General features: G+C 62.4%; 13 protein-coding genes. 10 read left to right on the forward strand and 3 right to left on the reverse strand.

Annotation, left to right across the window (positions count from 1 at the left end; translation table 11 throughout):
- Nucleotides 1-67 precede the first annotated feature (67 nt).
- Nucleotides 68-532 carry a c-type cytochrome gene (locus LAD35_RS03595; RefSeq protein WP_224151347.1) on the forward strand — a complete coding sequence of 155 codons (465 nt, stop codon included), beginning with the start codon at nucleotides 68-70 and terminating at the stop codon, nucleotides 530-532.
- 190 nt (nucleotides 533-722) lie between these two features.
- Entirely contained in the window at nucleotides 723-1,433 is a 711-nt protein-coding gene (locus tag LAD35_RS03600; RefSeq protein WP_224151348.1) for a Bax inhibitor-1/YccA family protein, read from the forward strand.
- A 93-nt stretch (nucleotides 1,434-1,526) separates the two neighbouring features.
- On the opposite strand, the gene hemL is transcribed toward LAD35_RS03600, so the two are convergent.
- Together hemL and thiD are read right to left on the reverse strand one after the other, a co-directional pair.
- Nucleotides 1,527-2,825, reverse strand: a complete 1,299-nt coding sequence (hemL, locus tag LAD35_RS03605; RefSeq protein WP_224151349.1) for a glutamate-1-semialdehyde 2,1-aminomutase — start codon at nucleotides 2,823-2,825, stop codon at nucleotides 1,527-1,529.
- Nucleotides 2,826-2,990: 165 nt separating this feature from the next.
- The gene (gene thiD, locus LAD35_RS03610) at nucleotides 2,991-3,896 is read right to left on the reverse strand and encodes a bifunctional hydroxymethylpyrimidine kinase/phosphomethylpyrimidine kinase (protein ID WP_224151350.1); all 906 of its coding nucleotides are present in this window, start codon (nucleotides 3,894-3,896) and stop codon (nucleotides 2,991-2,993) included.
- 290 nt (nucleotides 3,897-4,186) lie between these two features.
- Between thiD and LAD35_RS03615 the strand changes: the two genes are divergently transcribed.
- The 8 genes from LAD35_RS03615 to LAD35_RS03650 all read left to right on the forward strand — a co-directional run bounded on the left by LAD35_RS03615 (nucleotide 4,187) and on the right by LAD35_RS03650 (nucleotide 15,879).
- Nucleotides 4,187-4,573 (forward strand): response regulator, encoded by a 387-nt coding sequence (locus LAD35_RS03615; RefSeq protein WP_184706139.1) that lies wholly within the window; start codon nucleotides 4,187-4,189, stop codon nucleotides 4,571-4,573.
- A gap of 9 nt (nucleotides 4,574-4,582) precedes the next feature.
- Nucleotides 4,583-4,948 (forward strand): response regulator, encoded by a 366-nt coding sequence (locus LAD35_RS03620; protein WP_263434665.1) that lies wholly within the window; start codon nucleotides 4,583-4,585, stop codon nucleotides 4,946-4,948.
- Nucleotides 4,949-4,951: 3 nt separating this feature from the next.
- Nucleotides 4,952-5,479 (forward strand): chemotaxis protein CheW, encoded by a 528-nt coding sequence (locus tag LAD35_RS03625; protein ID WP_224151351.1) that lies wholly within the window; start codon nucleotides 4,952-4,954, stop codon nucleotides 5,477-5,479.
- Between the two features lie 39 nt (nucleotides 5,480-5,518).
- Nucleotides 5,519-7,780, forward strand: a complete 2,262-nt coding sequence (locus tag LAD35_RS03630; RefSeq protein ID WP_224151352.1) for a methyl-accepting chemotaxis protein — start codon at nucleotides 5,519-5,521, stop codon at nucleotides 7,778-7,780.
- Nucleotides 7,781-7,824: 44 nt separating this feature from the next.
- Nucleotides 7,825-13,857, forward strand: a complete 6,033-nt coding sequence (locus LAD35_RS03635) for an Hpt domain-containing protein (protein ID WP_449720087.1) — start codon at nucleotides 7,825-7,827, stop codon at nucleotides 13,855-13,857.
- Nucleotides 13,858-14,042: 185 nt separating this feature from the next.
- Nucleotides 14,043-14,651: a YqgE/AlgH family protein gene (locus LAD35_RS03640; protein ID WP_224151354.1), complete on the forward strand. Its 609-nt coding sequence runs from the start codon at nucleotides 14,043-14,045 to the stop codon at nucleotides 14,649-14,651.
- Entirely contained in the window at nucleotides 14,648-15,103 is a 456-nt protein-coding gene (ruvX, locus tag LAD35_RS03645) for a Holliday junction resolvase RuvX (protein ID WP_224151355.1), read from the forward strand. Before LAD35_RS03640 ends, ruvX begins: the two co-directional genes overlap by 4 nt.
- Nucleotides 15,104-15,117: 14 nt before the next feature.
- Complete coding sequence (locus tag LAD35_RS03650) at nucleotides 15,118-15,879, forward strand: lysophospholipid acyltransferase family protein (protein WP_224151356.1); 762 nt, start codon at nucleotides 15,118-15,120, stop codon at nucleotides 15,877-15,879.
- Nucleotides 15,880-15,978: 99 nt separating this feature from the next.
- On the opposite strand, the gene LAD35_RS03655 is transcribed toward LAD35_RS03650, so the two are convergent.
- A complete protein-coding gene (locus tag LAD35_RS03655; RefSeq protein ID WP_224151357.1) occupies nucleotides 15,979-17,031 on the reverse strand; it encodes an ABC transporter ATP-binding protein in 1,053 nt (350 codons plus the stop codon).
- Between the last annotated feature and the right edge of the window lie 12 nt (nucleotides 17,032-17,043).

Raw genomic sequence — 17,043 nt, forward strand, 5'->3', positions numbered from 1 at the left:
CGCCGCTGGGCGGTCTTCCTGATGGAGGGCTGCCTCGTGGCGGTTCGGCGTATCAATTGAGGAAGCCATGAGCGATACACGAGAAGAGAGAGACGAACAGCCCCGCCGCTCGCGCTGGTGGGGCGTGGTGATTGTGGGTTTTGCGCTGGTGGTGGGGCTGGGGATGTTCAACATCGGGCGCCTGATCCTGCGGCCCAAGGCGGAGGTGGTGGCGGTCGAGCAAACCATTGCGGCCAGCCCTGCTCTGCAGCGGGGGCGCGATCTGGTGACGAAAAGCAGTGACTGCATGCGTTGCCACACCATGGATCTGGATGTGGTGGGCCCTGGTTTCATGACCATTGCCAAACGCTACGGCGACCGGCCCGACGGGGTTCAGTACCTGGCGGGCAAGATCCGCGAGGGCAGCGTGGGGGAGTGGGGCCGTGTGGTGATGCCCCGCCACCCGCAGATCACGCAGGAGCAGGCCGAGTTGATGGCCGGCTGGTTGATGGCGCTCAAGCCATCAGCCAAGCCGGAGGCTGGCAAGCCTTGAGACCCCCGATCCCGCCCACAGGCCCGCAAGATGCGGGCTTTTTTTCTGCGTGCCGGTCCATGCAGGCAGCAATGCCCGTACGGCATGGCTGAAAAGCCTGTACTTTTGTAAAGCAAATCTGCGATACTGCGGCGCACAAGGGGGCAACGATCGGTGCCCCCTGCAACGCAGAGAAACCGAAGGAGGACGCATGAACTTTCCCGAATACGCCGGCCACGGCGGTGGAGTGCCCGAGGCGCAGACCCGCGGCCAATTTATCAAGGCTGCCTACAGCTATCTGGCTGTTGCCGTGCTGCTGTTTGCCGTACTGTCGTTTGGCCTGTATGCGAGCGGCGCATCGTTTGCCATGCTCAAGATGCTGGGCGCCAGCAAGTGGGCCTGGCTGGGTGTGATGGGTGCATTCATGGTGGTGGGCTGGCTTGCCACCAATGCGGCTGACAATTCCGAGAGCAACAGCGTGCAGATGCTGGCGCTGGGTGGCTATGTGGTCGCAGAGTCGCTGATTTTTGCGCCGATGCTGGCCATGGCAAGCATCATCGCTCCCGGCGCCATTCAGGCAGCAGCCATCGCCACCCTGGCCTTGGTGGCGGGCCTGACCTTCACCGCTTTCACCAGCAAGACCGATTTCTCCTTCCTGGGCGGTTTTCTGAAGATTGGCGGCCTGGTGGCGATTGGCGTCATCATCGCGGGCGTGCTGTTCGGCTTCAAGCTGGGCGTGTGGTTCTCCGGCGCCATGGTCCTGTTCGCTGGCGCCTGCGTGCTGTATGACACCTCGCAGATCATCCACCACTACCCCGCAGACCGTCCTGCAGGCGCTGCATTGCACCTGTTCGCATCGGTGGCGCTGCTGTTCTGGTACGTGCTGCGCCTGATCATGTCCCTCACCGGCAACGACGACTGAGCGGCGTTTTCCCCATGAACAAAGCCCCGGCATGCCGGGGCTTTTGTTTTAAGAGCTATTGGCGCTTGCCAGAAAAGCGCCAAGGCCAGATTTTTATAGTGTCTTGAACACTTCGCGGGCGGCTTCCACCGTCGATGCGATGTCCGCATCGGTGTGCGCGCTGCTGACAAAGCCGGCTTCGTACAGCGCGGGCGCAAAGTAGTGGCCGCGCTCTAGCATGCCGTGGAAGAATTTGTTGAACAGCGGCTTGTCGCTCTTCATCACCGCGTCGTAGTTGCTGGGCAGCTCGGGCAGCAGGAAGAAGCCGAACAGGCCGCCCTGGTGGTCCACGCAGAAAGGAACGCCGGCGGCATCGGCTTCGGCCTTGATACCGGCCATCAGCTTGCCGGTCTGGGCGTGCAGGCGGTCATGAAAGCCCGGCTGGCTGATCAGCTCCAGCGTCTTGAGGCCGCAGGCCGTGGCAATTGGGTTGCCTGAGAGGGTGCCTGCCTGGTAGACCGGGCCCAGGGGCGAGAGTTTTTCCATGATTTCGCGGCGCGCGCCGAAGGCGGCCATCGGCATGCCGCCGCCGATCACCTTGCCCATGACCGTGATATCAGGCCGGAAGCCGGGGATCTGCTGCGCGTAGATGCTTTGCGCGCCGCCTAATGCCACGCGGAAGCCCGTCATCACCTCGTCGTAGATCATCAGCGCGCCGTGTGCGTCGCACAACTGGCGGATGCGCAGGGTGAATTCGGGCGTGGCGCGCACGAAATTCATGTTGCCCGCAATCGGCTCCATCATCACGCAGGCAATCTGGCCCTCATACTTGGCAAAGGCCTCTTCGAGCTGGGCGATGTCGTTGTATTCCAGTACGACGGTGTCCTGCACCACCTCGGCCGGCACACCGGCCGACGACGAGGCGCCAAAGGTGGCCAGGCCCGAGCCCGCCTTGACGAGCAGCGCATCGGCGTGGCCGTGGTAGCAGCCGTTGAACTTGATGAGCTTGTTGCGGCCGGTGTAACCCCGCGCCAGGCGGATGGCACTCATGCCGGCTTCGGTGCCGGAGCTGACCAGGCGCACCATGTCCATCGACGGAATGAGCTTGAGAATGGCCTCGGACAGCGCCACTTCGCGCTCGGTCGGGGCGCCGAAGGAGAAACCATCCAGCAGGGCGGCCTGCACGGCCTGCACTACATCGGCCTGGCCATGGCCCAGGATCATCGGCCCCCAGGAGCCGATGTAGTCCACATACTGTTTGCCGTTGGCATCCCACAGGTAGGCGCCTTGGGCGCGTGCAATGAAGGGCGGGGTACCGCCCACGGCATTGAAGGCGCGCACGGGCGAGTTGACGCCGCCGGGAATCACCTGGCGTGCGCGTTCAAACAATTGGGCGTTTTTATCGATGGTCATAGCGGGTCAGAGGAGAGTTCGCCGCTGATTGTCGGCCAACCAGCGGAGAGGGGCTGTCAAACCGGGGGTACCGCAGCGGGATGCATTGTTTTACCCCCGGCGGGGTGACGGCAACAGACGCCACCCGATGCCAACAGATGACATCAGGTGGTAACAATCAGACAATCAGGTCGCGCTGGCAGCGTCGTCCGGGTCCGCGTCTTCGTCATCATCGGCATGTACCCAGAACAGGCGATCCGGAATCGTCTTGCCCATGCCGGGGCGCAAGCCCCCTTCCAGGCATTTGTCGAGGTAGGTCATCGCTTCTGCCGTGGCGTCGCTCAATGGGACTTCGGTGGCCAGGAGGGCGGTCAGCGCGGCGCTCAGGGTGTCGCCAGCGCCCAGGTACTCGGTTTCGAACAGCTCGAATTCGCCGCTGCCGTAGATGGTGTCGGAGGAAGCCAGCACGTTTTCCACATGCTGGTCCTTGCGGGGAATGCCGGTAACCAGCACAAAGGGCACCCCGTGTTCGGCGGCGGCCCGGGCAATGTCACGCGGCGTGGGCGGGTGCTCGGAGGTGCGCTCCGGCAGCAGCCAGCGCCACAGCAAGCCATAGGCGCCCACCAGCACGGTCACCTGGGGCAGCAGCAGCTCTTCATAGGCATCCAGGTAATCCTCGATCAGCGCGCCATCCCACCAGGCCATGCTGGAGACATAGGCAACCACCGGAATATCCGGATAGTCATTGGTCACTTCTGCGCAAACCCGCACATTTCCTATCGATCCTAGAAAACCGATCTTGATGGCGCGGATGGGGATGTCCTGCAGAACCGTCTGGGCCTGATGTTGCACTGCATCATCAGGCAGCGCGTAGAAATCGAGGGTATCGAGGGTGTCGCGCACCAGGGTGCCCGTCGCCACGGTGCAGGGGTGCCCTCCCATGGAGGCTACGGCGAGGCTGTCGCCGTTGATGCCGCCAGCGCCAATCGGGTCGTTGGCGTTGACGCACAGGATGCTGACGGTGTCGATGGAGGCGGCGAGGGTGCTGTCACTGGCGCTGGATTCGGGCACAGATGTCAAAGGAGATGTCATAGGTCAATAGGGTATGGCACAGTGCCGCAAGAACCACAACCAACCGTGTTGAAAAGCTACAATCGTTGCATTCTATTTAAAGGCTATGTAAGCTTTTCAAGATTAAGAGCAGGGGCGACGGGTCCAGTGTACGCGTTGTGGTGCAAAATGCGCCAAAACGGGCGCCGTTCCGTCGAAAGAAAAATCGCATACATGCGATTCACATTTATGCGAGCCGGGTGGGAGGGGTGTTGTCAGCCTTCGCTGCCGTGTGCATTTGCATTTCACACTTTAGGTGAGGAGAGTGGCCGGTGACAGCATCCGCAGAAAATTTCAAGGTCCTGGTGGTTGACGACAGCAACACCATTCGCCGCAGTGCCGAGATATTCCTCAAGCAGGGTGGCTATGAAGTGCTGCTGGCGGAAGACGGCTTTGATGCACTCTCCAAGATCAACGATTTCAAGCCGGACATGGTGTTTTGCGACATCCTGATGCCCAAGCTGGATGGCTACCAGACCTGCGCCATCGTCAAGCGCAATGAATCCTTTGCCTCCACGCCTGTGGTCATGCTGTCGTCCAAGGACGGCGTGTTCGACAAGGCCCGGGGCCGCATGGTGGGTTGCGAAGACTATCTCACCAAACCATTTACCAAAGACCAATTGCTGGAAACCGTCGGGCGCTTCGTCGCTGTGCGGTAAGGAGGGGCTGTGCCTATTCAAAAAGTTTTAATCGTCGACGACTCCAAAACCGAGTTGATGTTCCTGAGCGACCTGTTGATGCGCCACGGCATGGTGGTGCGCACGGCCCAGAACTCGGATGAGGCGATGCAGCGCCTGGCAGAAGAGCGCCCTGACCTGATCCTGATGGATGTGGTCATGCCCGGGCAAAATGGCTTCCAGCTCACGCGCTCGATCACGCGCAACCCGGACTACGCGGACATTCCGATCATCATGTGCACCAGCAAGAACCAGGAAACCGACCGCGTCTGGGGCATGCGCCAGGGCGCACGCGGCTACGTGACCAAACCGGTGGACCCGGCCGAGCTCAAGGCCAAGATCGAGGCATTGGGTTAAGGCATGACACAACGCGAAGACCTACGGGATTTGCAGGCCCGCCTGGCAGATCGCCTGAGCCAGGCGCGTACACAGACCGCTGTGGGAGCGTCGTGGCTGGCCGTCAAGATCAGCAACAGGAATTTTCTGCTACCCCTGAGCCAGTCTGGCGAAGTGGTAGGCTGGAGCGGCGTCGAGCCGGTTCCCTACACCAAGCCCTGGATGCTGGGAGTCACCAGCATCCGGGGCATTTTATTGACCGTGGTCGACCTCGCGCGCATGCTGGGCCTGCCCGTTGCGCGCAGCGAACAGGTATTTGCAGAGGCCTCGGTCGTGGCACTCAATCCCATGATGGGGGTCAATGCGGCGCTGTTCGTGGAGGACCTGGGAGGTCTGCGGGGCATTGCCGATTTCCAGCATTCCAGCGATGCGGCTCCCGATGCGCCTGAGTTCTTTGGCGCCCTCTATACGACGACCACCGGCGAACAATGGCAGGAGTTGAATCTGCAGCTGTTGGCCAATGCCCCCGATTTTCTCGATATCACGGCATAGCGCAGAACGCCTGCCACCCTCTGACCATAACCACTCTGTATGTTTAGCAAACTATTCAAACGCAAAGAAGATGCGGCAGCGCCAGAACCCGGTGTCAGCATTTTCCCGGATGGCGACCAGGTCATGCTGTCCGAAGGCTCCACCGGTGATGCTGTTGCGGCTCCCTCTGAGTCGACATTGGCCACCAGCAATGCATACATGGAGCAATTGGTCGAGGGCAACGTGAGCGGTGATGATCCGATCACCCTGCCCGTATTGGGAACCGCTCCGGCGTCCAAGCACCAGAAAACCCTGCTGGCGATCGTGATCGGCGGCCTGGTGGTGTTCTTTGCGCTGGCAGTGTGGGCGATTCTTCAGTCGCGCACGGTGACGGGGCAGTTGTCTGCCACCGGCCAGGCGCTGACCCAGTCCCAACGTCTGGCCAAGGCCGTGGGCCAGGCGCTCAATGGCCATGAGCAATCCTTTGCCGATGTGGCCGAGAGCTCGACCGTTCTCAAACAGAACGTGCTGGGCCTGAAGTCCGGCGATGACGAACTGGGCATCAAGGCCTTGTCGGACTCGTATGCCGAAACGCTCGATCCTCTGGTGGAGGATGCCAACCGCACGGCTGCCAAGAGCGATGTGATCATCAAGCAAAAGGATGCGCTCATCTCGATGAGCAAGGCCTTGCAGGCCATCCACAGAAACACGCAGAACCTGCTGGAGTTGAGCGAAGCCGTCGTCAGCCTGAAGCTGCAACAGGGCGCGCCCACTGCAGAAATCGCTGCAGCCAGCCAGTTGACCATGCTGACCCAGCGTATTGCCAAGTCCTCCAGCGATTTCCAGTCTGGCGCCGGCGCCAGTGCGGAAGCCGTTTTCCTGCTGGGCAAGGATCTGAACACCTTCAAGGAACTGGTGGGCGGCTTGCTCAATGGCAGCAGCGAACTGCGCCTGGGTGCTGCCCGTGATGGTGCAGTGCGCGAAAAGCTGCAGGCACTCAGCGCTCAGTACGAGACAACCCTGAAAGACGGCTCGGCCGTTCTGGGCAACCTCAAGGGCATTTCGGAAGCCCGCGAGGCCGAAGTGTCGATCCAGTCGGCCAGTGAGCCGATGCGCCAGCGCCTCAATACCCTGCAGGCGGATCTGAACAGCGGCTCCAACCGGGTCTGGTTGTACCTGGTCGGCATTGTGCTGGCTGCTCTGCTGGTGGGCCTGGGAGGCTGGGGCCTCGTGCGTCTGCAGCTGATTGATTCTGCCAACCGCCGCCGCGCTGCAGAAATCCTGCAGCAGGATGCGACCCGCCAGGAGCAGGAAGCCAAGCGACTGAACGATGCCAACCAGGCGGCCATTCTGCGTCTGATGAACGAATTGCAATCGGTGGCTGAAGGTGACCTGACGCAGGAAGCTACCGTGACGGAAGACATCACGGGCGCCATCGCCGACTCCGTGAACTACACCGTGGAAGAGTTGCGCATGCTGGTGGGCAGCGTGCAGAACACGGCGACCCGGGTGGCGCACACCACCTCGACCGTGGATTCCACGTCGACCGAGCTGCTGGCCGCCTCGACCGAGCAACTGCGCGAGATTCGTGAAACCGGCAAGTCCATTCTGGACATGGCAACGCGTATTAACCAGGTGTCGTCGCAGGCGCAGGAATCGGCTGCGGTGGCGCGTCAATCGCTGTTGGCTGCTGAATCGGGTTTGAAGGCGGTGGAAAACTCCATCGGCGGCATGAACTCCATCCGTGACCAGATTCAGGACACTTCCAAGCGCATCAAGCGCCTGGGTGAGTCTTCGCAGGAAATTGGCGAAATCACGGACCTGATTTCGGACATTACCGAGCAGACCAACGTTCTGGCGCTCAATGCCGCCATTCAGGCTGCGTCGGCCGGTGAAGCGGGCCGGGGCTTCTCGGTGGTGGCCGAAGAAGTGCAGCGTCTGGCGGAGCGCTCTGCCGACGCAACGCGCCAGATCTCGGTGCTGGTGAAGGCGATTCAGACCGACACGCAGGACGCCGTGGCCGCTATGGAGCGCTCCACCCAGGGTGTGGTGGAGGGTGCACGTCTGTCTGACAGCGCGGGTACGGCACTGGCCGAGATTGACCGTGTGTCGCGCCGCCTGGCAGAGCTGATCTTGCAGATTTCCCGCTCGGCATCGGATGAAGCCGTGCAGGCCAATGAAGTGGCCGAGAATATCCAGCACATTTTTGCAGTGACGGAGCAGACCAGTGATGGCACCCGCACTACGGCGCAGCAGGTGCGCGAACTGTCGCAGATGGCTGAGGAGCTGCGTCAGTCCGTGGCGCGATTCAAGATTGCTTGACCGCGCCTGTTGTTCATTTTTGACCCGCAATCGGGGACTGTTGCATGTCTATGGCTATCGAAAATAAAGCGGAAAACGCAGTGCAAACAGAAGAGAGGGATCTTGGGCCATTGGCGTGGATCAGTGATGAGGTTCGCCGCTCGCTGGAATCCATGGTCAAGGCGCTCAATCGCTATGTTCGTGATGTAGAGGTCGCCAAGGCCTCCGATCTGGAGGCCATTGATTCCACGGGCATCCGTATTGCTCGGCAGAACCTGCACCAGGTGCAGGGCGCTCTGCAGATGGTGGGTGTGGAGCAGCCGGCGCAGCTGGTCGGTCTGATGGAGACAGCTGCCCAGCGTTTCGCGCAAAAGCCGCACCTGTGCACCGAAAAGGCGGTTGCGCTGATGGAGCGCTCTTCGTTTGCGCTGCTGGAATACCTGGGCCATGTGCTCAAGGGCCGAGCCGTGCCGTTTGTGGCACTGTTTCCTCAGTACAAGGAAATGCAGGAACTGGTGGGGCAGGACCGTGTGCACCCTGCTGACCTTTGGCATGGAGATGCGAGCCAGCAGGAGCCGCAGACCGAGGCCGTTGCGCCACTGGCCCTGGATCGCGGTGCCCGTGAGCGCCTGGATGCAGGCATGCTCCACATCATCAAATCAGCGGACACCAACGCTGCCCGCGATTTGACGGCGGTGTGCCTGGGCATTGCGCAAGGGCAGTCGAAAGCACCACTGCGTCTGTTCTGGAAGGTTGCATCGGGCTTTTTTGATGGCTTGGCACACAAGCTGCTGGTGCCTGACCTGTATGTCAAACGCTCGGCATCGCGCGTCATCATGCAGTTTGCCCTGCAGGCCAAAGGCAGTTCTGATGTAGATCAGGCCTTGCTGCATGAACTCAATTTCTTCTGCGCAGTAGCGCAAGGCGCTGATGAGTCCCAGGCCAGAATCCTGCAGGCGGTGCGCGCAGGCCTGCAAGGCGGCGACCTGCAGGGTGTCAACTACACGCAGGAACGTTTTGGGCTGTTTGACCCGGCGGTGCTGGCGCAGGCGCGCAAGCGCATCGAGTCGGCCGCCGAGCTGTGGTCTTCGCTGGCAGATGGCGACCGTTACAAGATCAAGCCCGTGGCGGATCAGTTCCACCTGATCCGTGAATCCCTGCACAAGCTGCATGTCGGCGCTGATGAACTGGGCGCGGCGCTGGGCCGCGTTGCCGAGCGCTTGCAGGCGACGAGCACGGTGCCTTCGGCGCCGCTGTCCATGGAGGTGGCAACCTCCATCCTGTACCTGCAGGCCAATCTGGAATCGCTGGACGTCAAGCCGGTGCTGATGCGCGAGCGGGCGAGCCGGCTGGCACAGCGCCTGGACCACGTGCTCTCCGGTGCGGCGCCCGAGCCGCTGGAGCCCTGGGTGGAAGAGCTGTACCGCAAGGTCAGCGACCACCAGACGATGGGCAGTGTGGTGGATGAGCTGCGCTCGACCCTGGCCGAAGTCGAAAAGCACCTTGACCAGTATTTCCGCAATCCGGAGGATGTGTCGATGCTGGGCTCGGTCACGGGCTCCATGTCGCAGATGCGTGGGGTTTTGTCGGTGCTGGGCCTCGATCAGGCCGCCGCTGCCACCCAGCATTTCCGCTCTGTGGTCGAGCAGCTGGCTGTGGGCCAGATTGCCGACGAAGACAAGCCAGCTGTTTTTGAAAAGCTGGGCAACAGCCTGGGCGCGCTAGGCTTCCTGCTCGACATGCTGGGTTACCAGCGCACCTTGGCCCGCAAGCTGTTCCTGTTTGATGCGGCAAGCGGTGAATTGCGCATCGTCATGGGTTCCCAAAAGGCCGGCCACGTCGCACAACCATCGGTGCCTGCAGTCTCCGCGGCGAGAGACGACGATTCGGTGCATTTTGCGCCGACCATTCCAGCGCCGCTGTTTGACCTGACCCCTGCACCCCCCGCTGCACCCGCCGTTCTGGCCCCGGATCTGCAGATGTTTGCACCAGCAGTACAGGCCATACCTGCTGCTCCTGTGCAGCAGGAGGAGCTGGATGACGAGCTGCTTGGCATCTTCCTGGAAGAGGCGCAGACCGTGGTGCAGACAGGCGGGCAGGCCTTGCAGGCGCTGCGCCGCGATTCCACCGATACGGAAGCGCTGACCACATTGCGCCGGGCCTTCCACACGCTCAAGGGCAGCTCCCGCATGGTGGGGCTGATGCAGTTTGGCGAAGCCGCCTGGTCCATGGAGCAGGTGCTCAACACCTGGCTGGCGGAACACAGGCCCGTGAATGGCGCGTTGCTCGCACTGAGCACCGAGGCCCTGCATGGATTTGGCCGTTGGGCGGAAGACATTGGCGCCGAGCGAAACTCTACCTGGAACCCCGACATCTTCCGCATCTCTGCCGATGCCATGCGTCTGGACGGTACCCATATTCCGTTAGTCACGCCAGCGCAAGCCGGTGATGCAACTGTGGCCGAGGCCGAGGATTCGCAGCCGCAAGAGCTTCGCTCCGACATGGCTGCTGCCGATCCGGAGCAGACCATGGTGCTGCCGCTGGAGTTGCCTGAACTGTCGCTGGACAGCGCTTTCGAAGCCAACCAGGAACTCGACGCAGAGGTAGCGGCAGAGGGCGCGAGCGAAGCTGCGCAGGATGCACAGTCAGCTTTCGATCGGGAAGCGCTGGACGCCGCCACGGCGAAGCCCCAGGAGCCCGCTTCGCCTCTGGAGTGGCCGCTGGAAGGCCTTGACTTGAATCTGGAGCCTGCAGTCGATGCACCAGACCTTGCAGTCCCCCATCATGATGTGGTGTCTGCATCGGCCCCTGAAAGTGCCGAAGAGGTCGATTTCGCTGAGTTTGCGCAGGCCATGGCAGCAGAGCAGGCACCGCCGGTGGCTGAAGCCCCGCAAGAGCCGCAGGATTTGCAGGACTCTGGCGTCGGCTTTGTGTCCATGGACGAGAGCATCGAGTTTGTCGATGCGCCGCCTGTGGTCGCTGCCCCGGAAAAGCTGCCCCTGGATCTGCCATCGCTGGAGCTGGGCAGTTTTGCCGCGCTCACGACCCCGGCGGCAGAGCCTGCCACGGCCATCGAAGAAGCGGTCGTTGCTGCAGAACCGCAGAGCAACGCAGTCGTTGAATCCAGCGAAGAAACAGTGAACGTGCTGGGTGTCAGCACGGCGCTCTTCAATGTATACCTCGCAGAAGCAGAGGAGTGGTCCCACAGCCTGGAGAAGGTGCTGTACACCTGGGCGCAGAATCCCAGCCGGCATTTCCCCGACGATGCCATCGCCTACGCCCATTCGCTGGCTGGCAGTTCGTCCACCGTGGGTTTCCATTCGCTGTCGGAGCTGGGGCGTGCGCTGGAGCATGCATTGGCGCATGTGCAAAATGCATCGCAGCCCGAAGTCGCCTGGCTCAATACCTTCCAGGCGGCAGGCTCCGAGATCCGCAAGCTGCTGCACCAGGTGGCCGCTGGTTTTGTCAAACCTGCCAACGACATCGTGCTCAAGGATCTGCATGGCATCGCCAACCAGGAGATCGATTCCGCGCTGCATCCACCCTATGAAATGCAGGACAGCCCGGCCAGCGATCTGGCCGAACTGTCAGAGGTGGAGCCCGCCGCCCATGCACCAGCGCCGCTGATCGGCGAGGTGCGGCCTGCGATGGGCCTGGTCATGGACGACTCGATGGACGTTCATGACGTCATCGATCCCGACCTGTTCCTGATATTTGAAGAAGAAGCCCAGGAGTTGCTGCCAAGGCTGGGCACGGCGCTGCGCGAGTGGTCCGCAGATCCGAACTATCTGCCTCCGCGCGGAGAGGTGCTGCGCCACCTGCACACGCTCAAGGGCAGCGCGCGCCTTGCCGGAGCCATGCGTCTGGGCGAAATGTCGCACCGCATGGAATCCGAGGTCGAAGACATCGGTACGGAGAATCTGACCACGCAGGACATTGAAGCCTTGCTGGCTCGCTACGATGGCCTGCAGCACGAATTTGTCGGTCTGCAGCAGCGCGGCAACCAGGTGCTGGCCGAAGGTACCTTGCCGCAGCATGCAGCGCCTGCCTCCGACATGAGCGCCGTGGTGGCGGAAGTCGTCGCCAGCGCGCCTGCACCGCAAGACGAAGAGTCCGAAGCTCTGGCGAGCGAGCCGTCTGCAGACGCGGGCCAGGGCGTGCACCACAAGCCGCTGGTATTGCGGATGGCCCCTGTGCGTGTGGCGGCCGGGCAGTCGGTACGCGTGCGCTCCCAGCTGCTGGACCGGCTGGTGAACGAGGCCGGTGAGGTGCTGATTGCCCGCTCCCGCCTGGACATGCGTCTGTCCAACATCCGTTCGTCGATCAAGGACATGTCGGCCAACCTGGAGCGTTTGCGCAGTCTGCTGCGTGACGTGGAAGTGCAGGCCGAGTCGCAGATGCAGTCGCGCATGGCGCAGGCCAAGGATACGGACTCGGGCTTCGATCCACTGGAGTTTGACCGCTTCACCCGCGTGCAGGAACTCACCCGCATGATGGCCGAATCGGTCAATGACGTGGGTACCGTGCAGCGCAACCTGCAGCGCACTGCCGAAGGGGCAGAAGACGATCTGATCGCCCAGGGGCGTCAGGCCCGCGAGCTGCAGCGCGATCTGCTGCGCACGCGCATGGTGGAGTTCGACTCGATTTCCGAGCGGCTGTATGCCATCGTGCGGCAGATTTCCAAGGAGCTGGGCAAGCAGGTCAAGCTGGACATTGCCGGTGGTGCGATTGAAATCGACCGCGGCGTGCTCGATCGTGTGACGCCTGCCTTCGAACACTTGCTGCGCAACAGCGTGGCCCACGGCATTGAGTCGCCCGAGCTGCGCAAGCGCCAGGGCAAGCCGGCCATCGGTACCATCACGGTTGATGTGAAGCAGGAAGGCAACGACATTGCGGTCTCCTTCAAGGACGATGGCGCAGGTCTGCAACTTGAAAAGATCCGCCAGAAGGCTGTGCAGCAGGGCCTGGTCACCGTGGAAGAAGCGGTCGATGTGCAAAAGGCGGCGCAACTGATCTTCGCGCCCGGCTTCTCCACGGCGGCATCGGTGTCCGACATTTCGGGCCGCGGCATCGGCATGGATGTGGTGCGCACCGAGATCCAGTCGCTGGGTGGCCATATCGTCACCACATCGGACCAGGGCCGTGGCACCACCTTCCAGATGGTGATGCCCTTGACCACGGCGGTGACGCAGGTGGTGATGATGCGTGCTGGCAGCATCAAGTTTGGCGTGCCGGCCAACCTGGTGGAGTATGTCCGCCGGGTATCGCAGGACACGATAGACCAGGGCCATTCCAGCGGCGTCTACCAGGACAACGCCGACGCACTGCCGTACTACTATGCCGGCGCACTGCTGCAAGGCGATCTGCGCAGCACCGAAGTGCCGGAAAAGACCAGTGCGGTGGTCATCCTGCGCTCGGCCGCCAAGCGCGTGGCGGTGCATGTGGACGAAGTGCTGGGCAACCAGGAAGTGGTGGTGAAGAACCTCGGGCCGCAACTGGCGCGTCTGCCGGGTCTCGCGGGCATGTCGGTACTGGCATCGGGCGCGATCGTGCTGATCTACAACCCCGTGGCGCTGTACACCGTGTATGGCGACCAGGTGGCAGAGCGCATCGCCAAGGCTGCAGTCCATCCTGAAGTGGCCAAGGCGCCAGTGCGGGCGCTGGCAGAGCAGGTGGTGCAGACGCCTCTGGTGCTGGTGGTGGACGACTCGATCACCGTGCGCCGCGTGACGCAGCGCCTGCTGCAGCGCGAAGGCTACCGGGTGGCTCTGGCCGCCGATGGCCTGCAGGCCCTGGATCGGCTGCGGGAAGAGCGGCCTGTCATGGTGCTGTCCGACATCGAAATGCCGCGCATGGATGGCTTCGAGTTGGTGCGCGAGATTCGCGCCGATGACGCGCTCAAGGACCTGCCCGTGGTGATGATCACATCACGCATTGCCGACAAGCACCGCGAGCACGCGGCCAGCCTGGGCGTTGACCACTACCTGGGCAAGCCCTACGCCGACGAAGTGCTGCTGTCATTGGTACGCCAGTATGTGCTCGACAGTGAAATCAAGGCCGCCGATGCTGCAGAAGGCTCAGCCCACCACGGTGGCTGACGGTGCCTTCCGAGGCTGACGCCATCCACAGGGGCCGCAGCAATGCGGCCCTTTTTTTGGGCCATCCGCTCCTGGGCGCGGTTGGGCGGGGCTTCGTCAGTGGTGGTAGCACCGTTCGGGCAGATCGGACCGGGGGCAGAGAGCTTGCCGCTTCAGGGCCGACGGCCTGCCCGTACAATGGCGGCATGAGCGCCGAGACCGAGACTTCCGAGACCCTGAACCTGACACACCATTTCCTGATTGCCATGCCTGGCATGCAGGATGAGATGTTCAACCGCAGTGTGGTCTATGTCTGCGAGCACAGCGACAAGGGGGCACTGGGCATCATCATCAACAAGCCCTCGGATATCACCATGGGAAAATTATTCGACAAGGTGGATCTGCTGCTGCGCCGTGATGATCTGCACCAGGAGCCGGTGTTCCAGGGCGGGCCGGTGCATACCGAACGCGGTTTTGTGCTGCATGACCGTATCGTGCTGGACGCCAGCGCGGGCGATGAATCGGCTTACGCTTCCACCCTGACGATCCCCGGCGGGCTGGAGATGACCACCTCGAGGGACGTACTGGAAGCCTTGTCCACGGGAGCCGGCCCCCGGCGCGTGCTCGTGTCGCTGGGCTATTCGTCATGGGGTGAGGGCCAACTGGAGTCCGAGATCACCGAGAACGCCTGGTTGACGGTGAATGCCGACACCCAGGTCATCTTCGATACACCGATTGACCAGCGCTATGACACGGCGCTGGGCCTGCTGGGCATTCAGCCCTGGGCGCTGTCGGCTGCGGCGGGGCGCGCATGAGCGACGCCGCCAGCCTGGCTGCAGCCCGGCAGATGCAGAGCTTTATCGCCTTTGACTACGGAATGAAGCGCACGGGAGCTGCTTACGGTACCCGCATGCTTGGCACGGCGCGGCCGCTGCCCACCATCCAGGCGGAAGGCAAGGCGCGTTTTACCCCCATGGAAAGCCTGATCCGCCAGTGGCAGCCCGACGCGTTGGTGGTGGGTGTGCCTTACCACCCGGATGGTGCGGCGCACGAGAACACCGTCAACGCCCTGCGTTTTGCCCGCCAGCTGCGTGGCCGCTTCGGGCTGCAGGTGTTCGAAGTGGATGAGCGCTACAGCACCACCGAGGCCCTGGCCAATGGTGCACGCGATGCCGATGCTGCCTCGGCATGCATCATTCTGGAGCAGTTCATGCGCAGCCTGGATACGGCTGCAGCACTGCCTGCATCAGATACCTCTAACGATTGACGGGACGGACAGGCATGGCAGGTTGGCGTCGCAAGGTGGTTGGGGTGGTTCGCCTGGGGCGGCTGGGTGTGCACATCGTCTCCGGGGTCTTCACCATCTGGAGTCGCTTTGACAGGCTGAGCCACGCAGAGCGCAACCGGGAGGTGGAGCGCTGGGCCGGCCAGATGTTGCGGCATGCGGGGGTGGAACTGCAGGTGCTGGGCCAGGTGCCCAGCCAGGGGCCGCTGCTGCTGGTGGCCAACCATCTGTCGTGGCTTGATATTCCGGCCATCCATGCCAGCAAGCATTGCCGTTTTGTGTCCAAGTCGGATGTCAAGGCCTGGCCTGTCATTGGCAGCCTGGCAAGTGCGGCAGGTACTCTGTTCATTGAGCGTACTTCGCGCCGCGACGCCATGCGCACCGTGACCCGCATGGAAGAGGCCATTCGCAGTGGCGACATGGTGGCGATCTTTCCCGAAGGCACCACGGGCGATGGTTCCGAGTTGCTGCCGTTTCACGCCAATCTGCTGCAGGCGGCCATTGCTGCCGAGTCAGCCGTTCAGCCCCTGGGCCTGTGCTTCTATGACAAGCGCACCGGTCAGATGAGCCGTGCGCCGAGCTATGTGGGCGACGAAAGCCTGCTGGGCTCGATCTGGCGCACCGTGACTGCGCCGCCGCTGGTGGCGCAACTGCGCTATGGCGTGCCGCAGGATGCGCAAGGCCGCAATCGCCGCGACTGGTCAGACGCCTTGCATGGCGAGGTCGACCGGCTTCGACAGGTACAGGTGCGGCGCTGATTGCTCTCTATTTTGAATGCCTGGCGCGCGCCAGCTATGCCTTGCAAGCATTTTTTCAGGTAGTTTCCAGATATCTTTCAGATACCTTCCAGGTGCTTTCTAAGTGTTGCTGGGAAAGCGCACCAGGTTGATGGGCCGTGCCTGCAAGCCAACGCGTGTGCCAATGGGGTGGTCGATCTGGCTGGACACCTGGGCATACACCTGTAGATCGTCCGTCAGCGCCAGGGTGTACAGGTACTGAGAGCCGCGAAAGGATTTGCGCAGCAATGTGCCCTGGTAGGGTGAGCTGGCATCCAGCACCACCTCGCTGGCGCGCAGCAGCACATCACAAGGTGCTTCGGGTTGCGCTGTCTGGCCAGTGGTGATGGGCCCCAGCGGCGTTTGCAGGAGCCAGCCTTGCGGCCCTTGCACCGGCGTGGCAGGTACAAACGCGCCATGGCCGATGAAGTCGGCTACAAAGCGGCTCGTGGGTTGCCGGTACAAGGTGGAGGCGCCAGCCCATTGGTGCAGGCGGCCATGCTCCATGACGCCAATCTGGTCTCCAATGGCAAAGGCTTCCAGCTGGTCGTGCGTCACGAACAGTGCGGTGGCGCCTGCAGCCTTCAGAATGTCGCGCAGCTCATACGCCAGGCGTTCACGCAGATCGACGTCCAGGTTGGAGAACGGCTCGTCGAGCAGCATCAGCTGTGGGCGCGGAGCCAGGGCGCGCGCCAGCGCCACGCGCTGCTGCTGGCCGCCCGAGAGTTCATGCGGGTAACGCATGGCACTGCCTTCGAGGCCCACCAGGCTCAGCACCTCATGCACGCGCTGCAGTTGCTCTGCCTTGGGCAGGTGGTGAATGCCAAACGCCACGTTCTTGCCCACGCTCAGGTGCGGAAAGAGGGCGTAATCCTGGAACACCATGCCGATGCGGCGCTTTTCAGGCGGCAGGCTACCCGCACTGGAGCTGACGATCGCGCCATTCAGCCGAATCTCGCCATGGCTAATGGGCTCCAGCCCTGCCACCGCTCGCAACAAGGTGGTCTTGCCGCAGCCCGAGGGCCCGATCAACACACCAATGTCGCCAGCCTGCAGCTGTAGCGACACCTGACTGACAGCGGCCTGCGCGCGGCCGGCATAACGCACATCGAGTTGAGAGACCTCTAGAAACATGGTTTGCATTGT

The sequence above is a fragment of the Comamonas odontotermitis genome, from assembly GCF_020080045.1.
Taxonomy (GTDB): Bacteria; Pseudomonadota; Gammaproteobacteria; order Burkholderiales; family Burkholderiaceae_C; genus Comamonas; species Comamonas odontotermitis.